The following is a 15790-nucleotide window of genomic DNA, read 5'->3' as shown; positions in this document are numbered from 1 at the left end:
GCCCCGCGCATCCAGTTGTAGTGTGTTAACGAAATGACTACCGACGAGCGACCATTCACTTTCAAGTCGGTGGCTCTCGCCGCATTCCTCCCCACGCTGCTCTTCTCCATCGGAGAGGGCGCGATCATCCCGATCATCCCGATCGCGGCCGGCAACCTCGGCGCGAGCCTCGCCATCGCCGGGTTCATCTCCTCGATGGTGATGCTCGGCGAACTGGCAGGCGACATCCCCAGCGGCTGGGTGGTGTCGCGCATCGGAGAGCGCGCGTCGATGATCTACGCGGCGGTCGTGGCGATCCTCGGAGTCGGCGTGTGCCTGATCGCACCCAACTACTGGGTGCTCATGGCCGGGATCTTCGTGGTCGGCCTCGCGACGGCGGTGTTCGCGCTCGCCAGGCACGCGTTCATGACCTCGTACGTTCCACAGAAGTACCGGGCGAGGGCGCTGTCGACGCTCGGCGGTATCTTCCGCGGCGGCTGGTTCATCGGGCCGTTGATCGCGTCGCTGGTCATCAGCGTCACCGGGTCGACGCAGTCGGTGTTCTGGATCTTCATCGTGAGCTGCCTCGGCTCCGTCATCGTGCTGATCGTGCTTCCGGACCCGGAGAAGATGTTCGGCCAGAGCGCCGCAGCAGCGGTCGAGGGCGGCGAGGTGCTCACCGCTGGCGAGGAGGAGGCGGAGGAGCGCACGCACGGCCTGTTCCGCACCATCTGGTCGTTCCGCGCCGTGCTCGCCAGGATGGGCACGGGCGTCGCGCTGATCGGCGCCATCCGCTCCGCGCGCACGGTGCTCATGCCGCTCTGGGCGATCAGCATCGGGCTCAGCGAGGCGAACACGGCGCTCATCATCGGCATCGCAGGCGCCGTCGACTTCGCCCTGTTCTACGCGAGCGGCCAGATCATGGACCGCTTCGGCCGGATGTGGAGCGCCCTGCCGTCGATGCTCGGACTCTCGATCGGCTTCCTCACGCTCGCCTTCACCCACGATCTGGATGCGCGGGTCGCCTGGTACATCGGCGTCTCCCTCTTCCTGTCCGTCGCAAACGGCATCGGCTCCGGCATCATCATGACCCTGGGCGCCGACCTGGCGCCGAAGGATCAGCCCGCGCCGTTCCTCGGCGCGTGGCGCTTCGCCGGAGACGCAGGCCAGGCCGCGGCTCCGCTGCTGGTGTCGCTGCTCACCGCCGTCGCCTCCCTCGCTTTCGCAGCGGGCGCCATCGGCGCGCTCGGCTTCGTCGGCGCCGGGATGCTCGCGCGGTACATCCCGCGCTACGTGCCGCGTCGCCCTCGCGTCCGCCCCGCGGAGTAGTTGCACGCGCTAGCCGCCGCGGAGAGCCACCGCGGAATAGTCTCTGTGCAGCAGTGTTAGAAGTACATGCAAACGCATGTAAACACAGCACGGGATGAGGACACGATGAGCACGAAGCTCGAACTCGGAATCGACACGTTCGGCGACGTCACCAACGACGCGGACGGACAGCCGCTCCCCCAGGCGCAGGTGCTGCGCAATGTCGTCGCGGAAGGCGTTCTCGCCGACCAGGTCGGCCTCGACTTCATCGGCGTCGGCGAGCACCACCGCAAGGACTTCGCCGTCTCCGCCCCCGAGGTGGTGCTGGCAGCCATCGCAGGCCAGACCGAGCGCATCCACCTGGGCTCCGCGGTCACGGTGCTCAGCTCGGACGACCCCGTGCGCGTGTTCCAGCGCTTCGCAACGCTCGACGGCGTCTCCGGCGGCCGGGCGGAGGTCATCCTCGGCCGCGGCTCGTTCATCGAGTCGTTCCCGCTGTTCGGCTACGACCTCGGCCAGTACGAGGAGCTGTTCGAGGAGAAGCTGAACCTCTTCACCGAGGTGCGCAAGCAGGAGCCGGTGTCGTGGACGGGCGCGCTCCGCGCATCCCTCGACGGCCAGTCGGTGTACCCCCACCTGGAGAACGGCCTGCTGAAGACCTGGATCGGTGTCGGAGGCAGCCCGGAGTCGGTCGTGCGCGCCGCCCACTACGGCCTGCCGCTCATGCTCGCGATCATCGGAGGAGGACCGATGCGGTTCAAGCCGCTCGCCGAGCTCTACCGCAACGCGCTCGAGCAGTTCGGCCAGGATGCGTCCCTTCCGATCGGCGTTCACTCCCCCGGCTTCATCGCCGCCACCGACGAGGAGGCCAAGGAGACGCTGTGGCCGCACTACGAGGCGATGACCAACCGGATCGGCCGAGAGCGCGGCTGGCCGCCGGCGACCCGCGCGCGCTTCGAGCACGAGGCAGGCGAGGACGGCGCGCTGTTCGTCGGCTCGCCCGAAACGGTCGCGAAGAAGATCGCGTACACCGCGAACGGTCTCGGCATCGAGCGCTTCGACCTCAAGATCAGCAACGGGACCCTTGGCCACGACCACCTGATGAAGGCCATCGAGCTGTATGGAACAGAGGTCGCCCCGCGCGTGCATGAGCTATTGTCGTAGCCGCGCATAGCGCGACCGCGGGAGTGGTGAAATTGGCAGACACGCAGGATTTAGGTTCCTGTGCTTTCGAGCGTGAGGGTTCAAGTCCCTTCTCCCGCACTCACAGCAAGCGCAAAGTCAGACCATAGGACGATCTTTGCTCAGCGCGTGCACATTCGCATGTTCTCTGCAGCCTCAGGCCAGTAAACTCGGCAGCACCCGTCGTTTCCTCTCCTGGGAGAACCTTGATCCATCACGCTGGACTCATTCCGTGGCTCGACCCGCACACCATCATCGACGCCGCCGGCCCGTGGGCGCTCGTCGTCGTCGGCGCGATCGTGTTCGCGGAGACCGGTCTGCTGGTCGGATTCCTGCTTCCAGGCGACACCCTCCTGGTGATCTCCGGGCTGCTCACCCACACAGCGCTGGTCTTCGGCATCGACATCTGGTGGGTCTGTCTGGTGATCGCGTTCGCCGCGTTCCTCGGCGGTGAAGTCGGCTATCTGATCGGGCACAAACTCGGGCCGAAAGTGTTCGAGCGAAAGGAGAGCGGTCTGTTCAGCATGGAGAACGTGCGCCGCACGAACTCCTTCTTCGACCGCTTCGGCGCCCTCGCCGTCATCGTCGCCCGATTCGTGCCGATCGTGCGCACCTTCGCCCCCGTCGCCGCGGGCGTCGGCCACATGAACTACAAGAAGTACTCGCTGTACAACGCCATCGGCGCGCTCATCTGGGGTGCGGGTCTCACCTACTTCGGCTTCCTCATCGGCTACATCCCGCCGGTCGCCAACTTCGTCTCCAGCTACATCGACATCATCCTGATCGGCGCCGTGCTGATCACCCTGGTGCCCACCCTCATCCACTACTTCCAGTCGCTGCACAAGGCGAAGAAGAAGGCGGCGGCGGCTGAGGCTGCGGCAGCGCAGGAAGCACCGGCACCCGCGGCTGAACCCCGCCCGACGCCGGAGTCGTGACACCGTCGGTCTGACGGCCGAACCTCCATCGCTGGCGGTCAGGCGGCCGTCGGCCGCTCAGGCGTGGAACTCGTCCTCGTGCGCGGCGTGCTCGGCTGGTTCGAGCTGGAACGTCGAGTGCTCGACGTCGAAGTGCTTCGCCAGGCAGCCGGACAGCTCGTCGAGCAGCTCCCCTGTCTTGCCCGACTGGAACACGGACGGCTCCACCACGACGTGCGCCGTGAACACCGGCGCCCCCGAGGTGATCGCCCAGACGTGAACATCGTGGACGGCCACCACCCCCGATGTCTTCCGGATGTGGTCCCTGATCTCCGCCACGTCCGTGTCCGCGGGCGCCGCTTCGCTGAGCACCCGCATCACATCCCGCAGCAGCAGGTAGGCGCGTGGCACGATGAACGCCGCGATCAGCAGCGAGGCGATCGCGTCGGCAGGGACGAAGCCCGTCGTGAGGATGATGACGGCCGCGACGATGACCGTCACGGACCCCACCAGGTCGCCGAACACCTCCAGGTATGCCCCGCGCATGTTGATCGAGTGCCCTGCGGCCGGTCGCAGGAGCAGCAGCGCCCCGAGATTGGCGACCAGGCCGATCGCCGCGACGATCAGCATCGGGACGCTCTGCACCTCCGACTCGCCCGAGACGAGCCGGCCGATGGCGCCGATGGTCACGACGACGGCGACGACCAGCAGGATCAGCCCGTTGATGAGCGCGCCGAACACCTCCGCCCTGCGATAGCCGAAGGTCTGCCTGTCGCTCGCCGGCCGCGCTGCGACGATGGTCGCCAGCAGCGCCACGATCAGCCCGGTCAGGTCGCTGAGCATGTGCCCGGCGTCCGCCAGCAGGGAGAGGGAACCGCTCAGCCAGGCGCCGACCACCTCGACGACCAGCACGGTCGCGACGATACCGATCGCGATCAGCAGTCGGTTGCGGTTGGCGGAATGCCCGTGGTTGTGACTCATCACCACCAACGGTATGCAGTGGATGCGCGACCCGCCAGATGCCCGGCCTAGATAGGAATGAGTGCCGTTCTCATTCTCACCACGCAGCGCGTCCTTGGGCCGGAACAGCGGGCACGGAACGGCGTGAACCGATCGGAGGTGCGAACCGATCAGCGGGAGCGCGCGACCAGCGTGTTGAGCGCCGGGGCGATCGCCGCGAACGCGCGCGCACGGTGGCTCTCGGCGTTCTTCACGGCCGGCCCGAGCTCTGCCGCCGTGCTCTCGTGCCCTTCCGGAACGAAGATCGGGTCGTAGCCGTGACCGTGGCTGCCGCGCGCCGTCCGCGCGATGCGGCCTGGCCAGATGCCCTGCACGACCGTCTCCTCCCCCTCCGGCGTGACGAGGGCGAGCGTCGCGGTGAAGTGCGCGCCGCGCGTGCCGACCGGCAGGTCGGAGAGCTGGTCGAGCAGCAGCCGGAGGTTCGCCTCCGCGTCGCCGTGCGAGCCAGCCCAGCGCGCGGAGAAGATCCCGGGGGCGCCGCCCATCGCATCCACGCAGATGCCGGAGTCGTCCGCCAGCGCAGGCAGGCCGGTGTGCTGGGTGGCGACCCGTGCTTTGATCAGCGCGTTCTGCTCGAAGGTGACGCCGTCCTCGACCGGCTCCGGGCCGTCGTACGCCACGATCTCGAGGCCGGGGACCGCATCCCCGAGGATCTGCTGGAACTCGGCCGCCTTGTGCTGGTTGTGGGTGGCGAGGACGACGCGGACCATCAGCCCTCCGCCCCACCGAGCGCCGCAGCGAGTGCCGTGGCCTGGATGCCGGACAGCGTCTCTGCGCCTCCGACGGCGAGGTCGAGCAGCGCGTCCAGCTCCCTGCGGTCGAACGGTGCGCCCTCCGCCGTGCCCTGCACCTCGACGAACAGGCCGCGCCCGGTGACGACGACGTTCATGTCGGTCTCGGCGCGCACATCCTCCACGTAAGCGAGGTCGAGCATCGGCTCACCGTCGATGATGCCGACGGAGACCGCGGAGACGGAGTCGATCAGCGGGGTGGCCTTCTGGCCGATGAAGCGGTGCTCGCGGCCCCACTCGAGGGCGTCCGCGAGTGCAACATACGCCCCGGTGATGGCCGCGGTGCGGGTGCCGCCGTCCGCCTGGAGCACGTCGCAGTCGAGCACGATCGTGTTCTCGCCGAGCGCCTTCATGTCGACGACGGCGCGCAGGCTGCGGCCGATCAGGCGGCTGATCTCGTGGGTGCGTCCGCCGATCTTGCCCTTGACCGACTCGCGGTCCATGCGGCTGTTGGTCGAACGCGGCAGCATCGAGTACTCCGCCGTCACCCAGCCCTTGCCCTTGCCGGCCATCCAGCGGGGAACGCCGTTGGTGAACGAGGCGGTGCACAGCACGCGGGTGTTGCCGAACGAGATGAGCGCTGAGCCCTCGGCCTGCTTGCTCCAGCCACGCTCGATCGTGACCGGCCTGAGCTGGTCGGCGGTGCGCCCGTCTGCGCGGATGATGTCGGTCACGGTGTCTCCTCGATGGTGCTGGATGCGGTGGGAATGATGGTCAGGGGCGCGGCAGGTCGATCGTGCCCGTCTGCACGAGGTCGACCGATGCCACCTGCGGGCCGATGAAGCGGTGGGCGAGCCGCAGGAACGTCTCGGTGTCCGCGCCTGTGGCCTCGTAGTGGATGGTCGGGGGCAGCGGCGAGGTGCGCTCCAGTCCGCCGCCGACGATGGTGCGGTAGACGTCCTTCGCCGTCTCCGTGTCGCTGGAGACGAGCGAGACGCCCTCCCCCATCACGTAGGAGATGGCGCCCTTGAGGAACGGGTAGTGCGTACAGCCGAGCACGAGCGTGTCGACGTCGGCGTCGCGCAGCGGCTGCAGATACTCGGCCGTCACTTGCAGCACCTCGTCCCCGCTGGTGACCCCGGCCTCGACAAACTCCACGAAGCGCGGGCACGCCCTGGTGAACAGTTCCAGCGACGGTGCGGCGGCGAAGGCGTCTTCGTATGCGCGCGAGTTGATCGTGCCGACCGTGCCGATCACGCCGACCCTGTTGCTGCGGGTCGCTGCGACCGCGCGGCGCACGGCGGGCTGGATGACTTCGATGACCGGCACTGAGTAGCGCTCACGCGCATCCCGCAGCATTGCGGAGGACGCGGTGTTGCAGGCGATGACGAGCATCTTCACGCCCTGGTCCACCAGGAAGTCGAGCACGTCGAGCGAGAACCGGCGCACCTCGGCGATCGGCTTCGGGCCGTACGGCGAGTGCAGAGTGTCGCCCACATAGAGGATGGACTCGTTCGGGAGCTGATCGCGGACCGCGCGTGCGACGGTGAGTCCGCCGACACCCGAGTCGAAAATCCCAATCGGTGCATCGGTCACAAGAAGCCACCATACAACGATGGGCAGGAGACCACCGCCGCCGACCGGCGACGACGGGATCAGCGACGGGCAGAGCGCCGCCTTCGCTAGGCTGGGCGGGTGATGGCCTCCTCCGCGTTGCTGACCGACCGCTACGAACTCACGATGCTCGACGCCGCGCTGCTCAAGGGCACGCACGACAGGGAGTGCGTCTTCGAGGCGTTCACCCGCCGTCTGCCGGCCGGGCGCCGCTACGGCATCCTGGCGGGGACGGGTCGCCTGCTCGAGCTCATCGAGCAGTTCCGCTTCGGCGACTCGGAGCTCGAATACCTGCGCGACAACCGCGTGGTCAGGGATGCGACCATCGACTGGCTCGCGAACTACCGGTTCAGCGGCACCATCGCAGGCTACCGCGAGGGCGAGGTGTTCTTCCCCGGTTCCCCGTTCCTCGTCGTCGACGCGCCGTTCGCGGAGGGGGTCATCCTCGAGACGCTCATCCTCAGCGTGTTCAACTACGACTCCGCCGTCGCGAGCGCCGCCGCCAGGATGGTCACGGCCGCCGGTGGCCGCCCCGTCGCCGAGATGGGGTCGCGCCGCGCCAACGAGCGGGCAGCGGTCGCCGCGGCGCGGGCGGCGTTCATCGCCGGTTTCAGCGCCACCTCCAACCTGGAGGCGGGACGGCACTGGGGCGTCCCGACGATGGGGACCGCCGCGCACGCCTTCACCCTCCTGCACGACAGCGAGGAGGACGCCTTCCGCGCCCAGGTGGATGCACTCGGTCCAGGCACGACGCTGCTGGTCGACACCTTCGACGTCGAGACGGCGATCGACACCGCCGTGCGGGTCGCCGGCCCGGAGCTCGGCGCGGTCAGGCTCGACTCAGGCGACCTGCCGAACCTCGTGCGTCGCGTGCGCGCCCAGCTCGACGCCCTCGGCGCCGTGAACACCAAGATCACCGTCACCAACGACCTCGACGAGTTCACCATCGCCGGGCTCGCCGCCTCCCCCGTCGACTCGTACGGCGTCGGCACCTCTGTGGTCACCGGCTCCGGCCATCCGGCGTCCGGCATGGTCTACAAGCTGGTCGCGCACCGCAGTGAGGACGGCACGGGCGAGTGGATCTCCGTGGCCAAGAAGTCGGACGGCAAGGCAACGGTCGGCGGCCGCAAGCATCCCGTGCGGCGGCTGGACGAGAACGGCACCGCTGTTGCGGAGGCCATCCACGTGATCGAGCGCGGCGCATCCGTGGAGGATCGCGGACGCGACCTGCTCGTGCCGCTCATCACGGACGGGGTCGTGCACCGCGAACACCTCGGACAGGCGGGAACCGTCGCGGCGCGGGAACACCGCGCGATGGCTTTGGCAGAGCTGCCCGACCAGGCGCTCCGGGTGAGCAGGGGCGACCCCGTGCTTCCGACGCTCTACGTCTGAGACTCTGAGGCTCGACTACTCGTCGCGGAGCTTCTCGTAGATCTCTTTGCAGCTCGGGCAGACCGGGAACTTCTGCGGGTCACGGCCAGGCGTCCACATCTTGCCGCAGAGCGCCTTGACCGGCTTGCCCGTCATGGCCGACTCGAGGATCTGCTCCTTCTTGACGTAGTGCGAGAAGCGCTCGTGGTCACCCGGCTCGATGGCCTCGTTCTGCAGAAGCTCTTCGAGCTCGCGGTCGAGCGTCGCCGTTCCTCCGCCGTCCGGCAGGCCACCAGGTTCCGAAATGCTGTCCTCGTACATGCATCCAGTCTACGTTCGATGCTGCCCGGATGCTCGTGGCCTGCTCAGTCGTTGCGGTTGGCGAAGGCCATCAGCTCGGGCCCCCGGTGGTCGAACGCCTTCGCGCCGAGGTAGAGGCCGCCGAAGAGGGAGCCGAAGCCGAGCACGATGGCGGCGACGGGGGCGATCCCCAACCAGAACGGGCTGAGCGTCAGGCCGAGCACCAGGAACACGATGATCGGCGACGCGAGAAGGAGGATCGCGAAGAAGCTCAAGGCCTGCACCAGCGCTGCGGATGCGCCGGAGGTCTGCGGCTGGGCGAACGCACTGTCGCCTGGCTTGGTCGCCGGATACGGGAACAGCGCAGAGAACAGGCTCGACAGACCGAGTCCGATCAGGAGGATCGCCCCGCTCAGCGCACCGACCGCGGGGAGCACAGCCCAGTCGCCGTAGACAGCGGCCGTGATGATCGAACCGACCACCACGACCGGGATGCCGATGAGCACCGGAGGGAACATCCTGCCGACCCTGTCCGCGATGCCGCGCGTGCCGGAGACGATGTGCAGCCAGATGGCCGTGCTGTCGTATGCGACGTCGTTGTGGATCGTCCAGCCGAGGAACAGGCACACCAGCGGCAGGGGCACGAGCGACACATAGTGCCCTGGGATCCCGGCCAGCGTCAGCGCCACAATGACGAAGACAGGAACGACGGGGATCATCACCAGGGAGATCCAGTAGCGCGGATCGCGGCCCCAGTACGTCATCGACCTGGCGGCGATCGCCGCGGTCGGGCCGCCCTTGAGCCTGCCGAACCAGCCGAGGCCGTGGTACGCCTTGGCGTGCGCCTCCCGCTGCGGCGTGACGAGCATCTTCGCGACCAGCGACGTCCAGGCCAGCCACAGCAGCCCGACCGTCGCGGCGGCGACGACCAGTTTCAGCACCGCGATGCCCCACGCACCTTCCGCCGCCTCGCCTGGCACCGACCACACCGCGCCGAGCGGCGTCCAGCCGAGCAAGGCGGCGAATCCGGACAGCACGCCGAGACCGTCACGGCCCCAGTCGATCGTGATCAGCAGGATGATGACCGGCGCGATCAGCACGATGATGAGGATTCCGATGACGCCGCCGAACTCCCGCGACCTGCGCGTGGCGAGCAGGAACGACGCAACGGAGGTCGAGACGCGGCTGGCCAGGATGCAGGTCAGCACCAGCAGTACGGCCGACACGATCGCGATGAGCGTCGTGCCGACATCCCGCGACCAGGTGACGACCGTCGCGACAGCGCAGATGCTCAGCACGATGGACGGGATGCCGATCAGCGCCGCGAGCAGCAGTCCTGTCGAGAGCTGGCGGTTCGGGATGCCGAACAGCGAGAACGCCCGGGGGTCCAGGGTGTCGTCGACGCCGAAGACCAGCGGCAGCAGGAAGAAACCGGCCACGACGATCGAGCCGACGACCACCAGCACGTGATGCACCTGGGCGACGTCCGGCACGAACCGTGCGGCGATGAGGCTGCCCACCACGACGAACGTGATGAGGAAGCCGTACACCAGCCCGACCGACAGGCCGACGACCTGCCACGGGCTCCGCCGGAAGGCGTTGCCCATGAGGCGCAGCTTCAGTCCGAGAAACTGTGCAACCACTCCATGCCCTCCGCTGCCTTGCGTCCGCCTGCCAGGTCGACGAAGCGCTCTTCGAGGGTCTGCTCTCCGCGCACCTCGTCGATGGTGCCCGCCGCGAGGACCTTGCCCTGCACGATGATCGCGACGCTGTCGCACACCCGCTGGATGAGGTCCATGCCGTGGCTGGACAGCACGACCGTTCCGCCGGCGGCCGCATACCGTTGCAGGATCTCGATCACGTTGGCCGCCGACACGGGGTCGACGGACTCGAACGGCTCGTCGAGCACCAGGAGTCGAGGCGAGTGGATCATCGCAGCGGCGAGGGCGATCTTCTTGGTCATTCCCGCGGAGTAGTCGGCGACGAGGCGGTCGAGGGCGTCTTCGATGCCGAACGCGGACGCGAGGTCGGCGCTGCGCAGGCGCACGGTCTTGGCGCTCAGGCCCCTGAGCGTGCCCGAGTAGTGAAGCAGCTGGGCGCCGGTCAGCCTGTCGAACAGGCGGAGCTTGTCGGGGAGCACGCCGATCGCGCGCTTTGCGCGCACAGGGTCGGACCAGGCGTCGATGCCGTGCACGAGCACCTGCCCGGCGTCCGGCCGCAACAGGCCGGTGACCATCGAGAGCGTCGTGGTCTTGCCCGCGCCGTTCGGGCCGACGATGCCGTAGAAGGAGCCCTCTTTCACGTCCAGCGACACGCCGTCTACAGCGACGGTCTCGCCGAACCGCTTGTACAGGCCGGTGACGCTGAGCACGCTGGCGGAGGAGGACGGGGTCGAACGCGTCGCTGCGACGGTGGATGCCGCAGGCTGGGCCGGCGCATCGGCGACGGCAGGTGCGGCCACCTCGGCGGGCGCAGCCACCTCGATCGTGGCGGTGGTCTCGACGGGCAGAGCCGCCTTCGTCGCGCGCGGCTTGGTCGTCCGCGGGGCGCGCGGCGATGCGCTGCGCGTACTCGATCCTGCCGCTGCAGCGGCCGTCTTCACGGCCGGCGTGCGCTTCGCCTGCGGCTTCGTGGCCGCTTTCTTCGGGGGCGAGGTCACGCCGTCCCCCTCTGTCGCATTCGCGGCCATCTCGTCCCCCGTCCGCTCCCCAGCGCTTGGTGCCGTGTCTGTCGTCTTCCGTCGTGGAGCCGCCGGCGTGCGCGCCGTGACCGGCTCGGTGCTGTCTGGTCGCGCTTGCTCGGAACTCACCCAGCTAACGTACCAAGCCGCCCGCGGGTTGTGAGCCCCACCCCGCCAACTGCCGGGGTCCCGCAGCCTAGGAAAGTCCTGTGAGGAACATAACGACCCAACAACGACATCGGTCAACCCCTGCCCCTCGAAAGGGTGCGCCGGTATTCTGGTCGAGGCATGAAGGGGTGTCGATACGCGTAAGTGCGGCTGAACCCTGGGCGAACCCTCTACCAGACTTCGGTTAAGTGGTGTCCAGCAGGTCATCATCTCCAGTCCGCACGGAACCCAAGGAGACAATTGTGACGACCCAGGTAGTGATTCTGGCAGCCGGCATGGGCAGCCGCCTCGGACGAAGCCTTCCGAAGCCGCTCACCGAGCTCAGCGACGGCCGCACCATCATGCAGCAGCAGTTCGACAACATCCACGCTGCCTTCGGCAAGGACGCCAAGGTCACCATCGTCGTCGGCTACAAGCTCGAGCACATCATCGAAGCGTTCCCGGACGCATCCTTCGTCTACAACGAGCAGTACGACCAGACCAACACCTCCAAGAGCCTCATGCGCGCCCTGCAGGCGTCGGGCAACGGCGGAGTGCTCTGGATGAACGGAGACGTCGTCTTCGACCCCGCCGTCCTCGTTCGCGCCGCCGCGACGGTCAACCGCGACCAGACCTTCGTCACCGTCAACACCTCGTCGGTCGCCGACGAGGAGGTCAAGTACACCACCGGCGCCGAGGGATACATCCAGGAGCTTTCCAAGACCGTCAAGAACGGTCTCGGCGAGGCCGTCGGCATCAACTACGTGTCGAGCACCGACAAGGCCGCCCTGCTCCGTCAGCTGCAGCGCGTCGGCGACCAGGACTACTTCGAGCGCGGCATCGAGCTCGCGATCGAGCAGGACGCCCTGCTCGTCGAGCCCGTCGACATTTCAGACCTGTACGCGGTCGAGGTCGACTTCCAGGAAGACCTCGAGCGGGCGAACCTTTTCGTTTAGTGCAGGGTTTTTTCGTATAGTCGAATCCGCTGCGTGACGAGCACGCAGCTTCGATCAATACGATGGGTTCCGTGACCAGTACATTCACTGCAGTGCGCCCTGCGCAGCGAACGAAGTTCGCCCGCTATCGGCACTCCCTCTGGTTGCTGACGAAGCGAGACCTGCGCGTCCGGTACTCTACGAGCGCGCTCGGCTACCTGTGGTCGATCCTCGACCCGCTGGTGATGAGCGGCATCTACTGGCTGGTCTTCACGCAGATCTTCCACCGCGATGTCGGTGAGGAACCGTACATCGTCTTCCTGCTCGCCGCCCTGCTTCCGTGGATGTGGTTCAACGGCGCGGTCTCGGACAGCACGCGAGCATTCCTGCGCGAGTCGAAGCTCATCAGGTCCACGATGATCCCCCGCTCGATCTGGGTCAACAGGATCGTCGCATCCAAGGGCATCGAGTTCCTGCTCTCCCTCCCCGTCCTTGCGTTCTTCGCGATCGTCGGCGGCGCGAGGGTGAACATCGACATCCTGCTGTTCCCACTCGCGATCGTGATCCAGGTCATCCTGACCATGGGCGTCGGCCTGATCGTCGCACCGCTCGTGGTGTTCTTCCGCGACTTGGAGCGTGCGATCAAGCTGTTCCTGCGCTTCCTCTTCTACGCGTCCCCGATCATCTACAGCGCGCGCGACCTGGAGCACATCCACATCCTGAAAGACCTGGCGGCGTTCAATCCGCTCACCGGGCTGTTCAGCCTGTATCGCGCTGCCTTCTTCGCCAAGGAGCTCGATTGGTATCTGGTGTTGACGAGCGCGCTGGTCTCTCTCGTCCTCCTCGCGATCGGCATCCTGGTTTTCCGCCGCAGCGAGCGCGCCGTCCTGAAGGAGATCTGATGCAGGCACCCATCATCGACGTCTCCGGGCTTGGCGTCAGGTTCCGGCGCAACCGAGGAGGCCGGCGCTCGTTCAAGGACCTGTTCAGCTCCCGTCAGCGAAGGACGCGTCCCGACGATTTCTGGGCGCTCCGCAACGTCACCTTCGCCGTGAACGAGGGCGAGTCGATCGGTGTCGTCGGCAGGAACGGTCAGGGCAAGTCGACCCTGCTGAAGCTCGTCGCCGGCGTCATGCTCCCCGACGAGGGCGCCGTGAAGGTCGACGACGGCGTCGCGCCGCTCATCGAGATCACCGGCGGCTTCGTCGACGACCTGACGGTACGCGACAACGTCTATCTGACAGCCGGACTGCACGGCATGTCACGGTCGCAGATCGACGAGAGGTTCGACAGCATCATCGACTTCGCAGAGATCCGCGACTTCGTCGACACCCCGTACAAGCACCTGTCGAGCGGGATGAAGGTGCGCATCGCGTTCTCCGTCATCTCGCAGCTCGAGGAGCCGATCATCCTCGTCGACGAGGTGCTCGCCGTCGGCGACCGCGGGTTCCGCGAGAAATGTTACCGGCGCATCGAGGAACTGCTCGAGGGCGGGAGGACGCTCTTCTTCGTCTCGCACAACGAGAAGGATCTCCGCCGCTTCTGCGACAGGGGACTGTATCTCGACAAGGGGTCGCTGGTGCTCGACAGCTCCATCGACGAGGTGCTGGACCTCTACAACCGCGATTACGGAAGCTGATCGAAAACCCTGATCAGACCGAATTCTTTGGGGTGCACCAATCCCTCCACAAAAAAGAATTCGAGGAGTTCTCCACAGAAAGGGCCTAGACGCCCCATCTGAGAGCCCCAGCGTCGGACGCGAATTTTAGATTGTTCCCATGATCCGCCGTCGCCGTGAATTACGCAGTCCATCGTCCGCCACCCAGACAACCGCCGTCGCCCATCGCGTGCCATGGGAGGTCGACCGCAGCGCGCCTCCCCTGTACCGCCTGGTCAACACCAGCGAGGAGATCCTGCACGGGGTCACCGTCAGCATCGCCGGCCGCTCCCGCCTGAGCGTGAGCGCTCCATCCGCCGTCGTGCCGGGCGCTGCCATCGACGCGACCGTCATCGGCCCCGACATCGCAGCAGACACCATCCTCGTCGTGCGCTGGTTCCGGCCGGATGGCACGGAATACCTCTGGAACGTCAGCTTCTGAGCCGGGCGAGAGGTATGTATTTTACATCCTTTATGCACGCAGTGAGTGTGTCCGAGGCATCTCGGCTCTGGCGACCGACGCAGCATCGTCGTATTCATTGTTTATGTCACCAGAGCCTTTGTCCCCAGCCGCCGTGATCTTCGGTGCACGCGTGCGCAACGTCCGCGTCGAGCTCGGCCTCAGCCAGGAGAACGTCGCCGACCTCGCACAGATGCACGTCACCAACTACGGAAAGATCGAACGCGGCGTCGCCAACCCGAGCCTCGTGACCATTCTGCGGATCGCGAGCGTCTTCGGTGTGGACGTCGCAGCCCTCACCGCAGGGCTGAACGGGGACCACCTCCCCGCTGCATACAGCGTGCTGCCCGCCGCCGAGTACCTGCGGTCGCGGCACGGGAACAGCCTGCTCGGTCCCTGACCGAGCAGCTCCGCTCTCCACACCAGCACCGACACGAGACACGCACTGCGAGGAACACGGGGAAAATCAATCCCTGTGTTCCTCGCAGATTGTGCGCATACACTCGGGGTCGATGGCTAAACAGCAGAAACCGCTCGTATCGGTCACCGGCGGGCAGCAGACGGGGGCCGAGACGCCTCGCGTGGTCAACACCACGCTCGATCGGCTGCTCGCGATCCACCGGCCCGCCGTCCTCGCCCACCTGCGCGGCATCCGTCGCAGGAACCCGGCGGCGTCCCCCGCACAGATCGCCGCGATCCTAGAGCGCCGCTATCTCGCCGCCGTGACCACCGGAGGCGCGGCTGTCGGCGTGACCGCCGTCATTCCCGCGATCGGCACGGGCATCACCATCGCGCTCTCCGGGCTGGAGACGGCCGGATTCCTCGAAGCGACTGCTCTGTACGCCCAGTCGCTCAGTGAGCTGCACGGCATCGCCGTCGACGACCCGGAGCGCGCTCGCGCTCTCGTCCTCACCATGATGCTGGGCAGGGAGGGCTCCGACCTGGTTCGCCAGCTGGCTGGTCAGGTCGCCGGAGGCGGCGCAGGGCGCACAGCGTACTGGGGAGAGCTCGTCACCTCGAGCCTTCCGTCGATGATGGTCGGGCCGCTGGTCGACCGGTTGAAGAGCGCGTTCATCCGCCAGTTCGCCGTGCGCGGCGGCGCCAGCGTGATCGGCAGGGCGATCCCGTTCGGGATCGGCGCCGTCATCGGCGGAGCGGGCAACAACATCCTGGGCCGGCGCGTCGTGCAGAACTCACGGCTGGCGTTCGGCGGTGCACCCGCCGTGTTCCCCGCCGCCACCGCCCCCGTCGTCCGTGCCGTCACGGCCGGGGAGAAGAAGCCGGGCATCGCAGGACGGTCCATCGCAGCGACGAGCGACGGCGTCCGGCGGATGGGAGCGAGCGCAGGGACCGCGGCGATGCGAGCAGGCACCGTCCTCAAAGGGGCCGTTCCTCGCCGGCGGTCAGCACGGCAGGGCGAACTGACCACGGGCGAGCCGGAACGTGCTGAGCAGGACCAGGACGCCGACGAACGCGCGGACGACTGACAGCG

At 67.4% G+C, this 15790-nt stretch carries 17 protein-coding genes and 1 tRNA gene; 11 read left to right on the top strand and 7 right to left on the bottom strand.

What is annotated here, in order from left to right; all coding sequences use genetic code 11:
- Positions 1-33 precede the first annotated feature (33 nt).
- The 4 genes from ACIRCZ_RS01755 to ACIRCZ_RS01740 all read left to right on the top strand — a co-directional run bounded on the left by ACIRCZ_RS01755 (position 34) and on the right by ACIRCZ_RS01740 (position 3404).
- Positions 34-1308 carry an MFS transporter gene (locus ACIRCZ_RS01755; protein ID WP_402848980.1) on the top strand — a complete coding sequence of 425 codons (1275 nt, stop codon included), beginning with the start codon at positions 34-36 and terminating at the stop codon, positions 1306-1308.
- A 105-nt stretch (positions 1309-1413) separates the two neighbouring features.
- Positions 1414-2451 carry an LLM class flavin-dependent oxidoreductase gene (locus ACIRCZ_RS01750; protein ID WP_402848977.1) on the top strand — a complete coding sequence of 346 codons (1038 nt, stop codon included), beginning with the start codon at positions 1414-1416 and terminating at the stop codon, positions 2449-2451.
- A gap of 17 nt (positions 2452-2468) precedes the next feature.
- Positions 2469-2550: transfer RNA gene (locus ACIRCZ_RS01745), tRNA-Leu, on the top strand.
- A gap of 125 nt (positions 2551-2675) precedes the next feature.
- A complete protein-coding gene (locus tag ACIRCZ_RS01740; RefSeq protein ID WP_402848974.1) occupies positions 2676-3404 on the top strand; it encodes a DedA family protein in 729 nt (242 codons plus the stop codon).
- A 57-nt stretch (positions 3405-3461) separates the two neighbouring features.
- Here ACIRCZ_RS01740 and ACIRCZ_RS01735 read toward each other — a convergent pair whose 3' ends face one another.
- The 4 genes from ACIRCZ_RS01735 to murI all read right to left on the bottom strand — a co-directional run bounded on the left by ACIRCZ_RS01735 (position 3462) and on the right by murI (position 6730).
- Positions 3462-4364 (bottom strand): cation diffusion facilitator family transporter, encoded by a 903-nt coding sequence (locus ACIRCZ_RS01735; protein ID WP_402848971.1) that lies wholly within the window; start codon positions 4362-4364, stop codon positions 3462-3464.
- A gap of 149 nt (positions 4365-4513) precedes the next feature.
- Positions 4514-5113, bottom strand: coding sequence for an RdgB/HAM1 family non-canonical purine NTP pyrophosphatase (gene rdgB / locus ACIRCZ_RS01730; protein WP_402848968.1), 600 nt, complete (start codon positions 5111-5113; stop codon positions 4514-4516).
- Positions 5113-5868 (bottom strand): ribonuclease PH, encoded by a 756-nt coding sequence (rph, locus tag ACIRCZ_RS01725; protein WP_402848965.1) that lies wholly within the window; start codon positions 5866-5868, stop codon positions 5113-5115. Before rph ends, rdgB begins: the two co-directional genes overlap by 1 nt.
- A gap of 40 nt (positions 5869-5908) precedes the next feature.
- Positions 5909-6730 carry a glutamate racemase gene (gene murI / locus ACIRCZ_RS01720; RefSeq protein WP_055892613.1) on the bottom strand — a complete coding sequence of 274 codons (822 nt, stop codon included), beginning with the start codon at positions 6728-6730 and terminating at the stop codon, positions 5909-5911.
- A gap of 102 nt (positions 6731-6832) precedes the next feature.
- Between murI and ACIRCZ_RS01715 the strand changes: the two genes are divergently transcribed.
- Positions 6833-8140, top strand: coding sequence for a nicotinate phosphoribosyltransferase (locus ACIRCZ_RS01715; RefSeq protein WP_055892609.1), 1308 nt, complete (start codon positions 6833-6835; stop codon positions 8138-8140).
- A gap of 15 nt (positions 8141-8155) precedes the next feature.
- On the opposite strand, the gene ACIRCZ_RS01710 is transcribed toward ACIRCZ_RS01715, so the two are convergent.
- The 3 genes from ACIRCZ_RS01710 to ACIRCZ_RS01700 are packed head-to-tail and all read right to left on the bottom strand — an operon-like array spanning position 8156 to position 11228.
- Entirely contained in the window at positions 8156-8440 is a 285-nt protein-coding gene (locus ACIRCZ_RS01710) for a DUF3039 domain-containing protein (protein ID WP_055892605.1), read from the bottom strand.
- A 44-nt stretch (positions 8441-8484) separates the two neighbouring features.
- Entirely contained in the window at positions 8485-10062 is a 1578-nt protein-coding gene (locus ACIRCZ_RS01705) for a hypothetical protein (protein ID WP_402848961.1), read from the bottom strand.
- Positions 10038-11228, bottom strand: coding sequence for an ABC transporter ATP-binding protein (locus tag ACIRCZ_RS01700; protein ID WP_402848958.1), 1191 nt, complete (start codon positions 11226-11228; stop codon positions 10038-10040). The genes ACIRCZ_RS01705 and ACIRCZ_RS01700 overlap by 25 nt, the downstream gene beginning before the upstream one ends.
- Positions 11229-11509: 281 nt before the next feature.
- On the opposite strand from ACIRCZ_RS01700, the gene ACIRCZ_RS01695 reads away from it, so the two are divergent.
- The 6 genes from ACIRCZ_RS01695 to ACIRCZ_RS01670 all read left to right on the top strand — a co-directional run bounded on the left by ACIRCZ_RS01695 (position 11510) and on the right by ACIRCZ_RS01670 (position 15785).
- On the top strand, positions 11510-12202 hold the full coding sequence (locus tag ACIRCZ_RS01695; protein WP_055892599.1) for an NTP transferase domain-containing protein: 693 nt from the start codon (positions 11510-11512) through the stop codon (positions 12200-12202).
- 71 nt (positions 12203-12273) lie between these two features.
- Complete coding sequence (locus ACIRCZ_RS01690) at positions 12274-13083, top strand: ABC transporter permease (RefSeq protein ID WP_402848953.1); 810 nt, start codon at positions 12274-12276, stop codon at positions 13081-13083.
- A complete protein-coding gene (locus ACIRCZ_RS01685; RefSeq protein WP_055892593.1) occupies positions 13083-13820 on the top strand; it encodes an ABC transporter ATP-binding protein in 738 nt (245 codons plus the stop codon). The genes ACIRCZ_RS01690 and ACIRCZ_RS01685 overlap by 1 nt, the downstream gene beginning before the upstream one ends.
- A gap of 139 nt (positions 13821-13959) precedes the next feature.
- Positions 13960-14280, top strand: coding sequence for a hypothetical protein (locus tag ACIRCZ_RS01680; protein ID WP_235500397.1), 321 nt, complete (start codon positions 13960-13962; stop codon positions 14278-14280).
- Between the two features lie 133 nt (positions 14281-14413).
- On the top strand, positions 14414-14698 hold the full coding sequence (locus ACIRCZ_RS01675) for a helix-turn-helix domain-containing protein (RefSeq protein WP_235500396.1): 285 nt from the start codon (positions 14414-14416) through the stop codon (positions 14696-14698).
- A 112-nt stretch (positions 14699-14810) separates the two neighbouring features.
- Positions 14811-15785, top strand: coding sequence for a hypothetical protein (locus ACIRCZ_RS01670; RefSeq protein ID WP_402848948.1), 975 nt, complete (start codon positions 14811-14813; stop codon positions 15783-15785).
- The last annotated feature ends 5 nt before the right edge of the window (positions 15786-15790 follow it).

The sequence above is a fragment of the Leifsonia sp. NPDC102414 genome, assembly GCF_044765685.1.
GTDB lineage: Bacteria > Actinomycetota > Actinomycetes > Actinomycetales > Microbacteriaceae > Leifsonia.
This window is presented reverse-complemented; position numbering and strand designations above follow the sequence as displayed.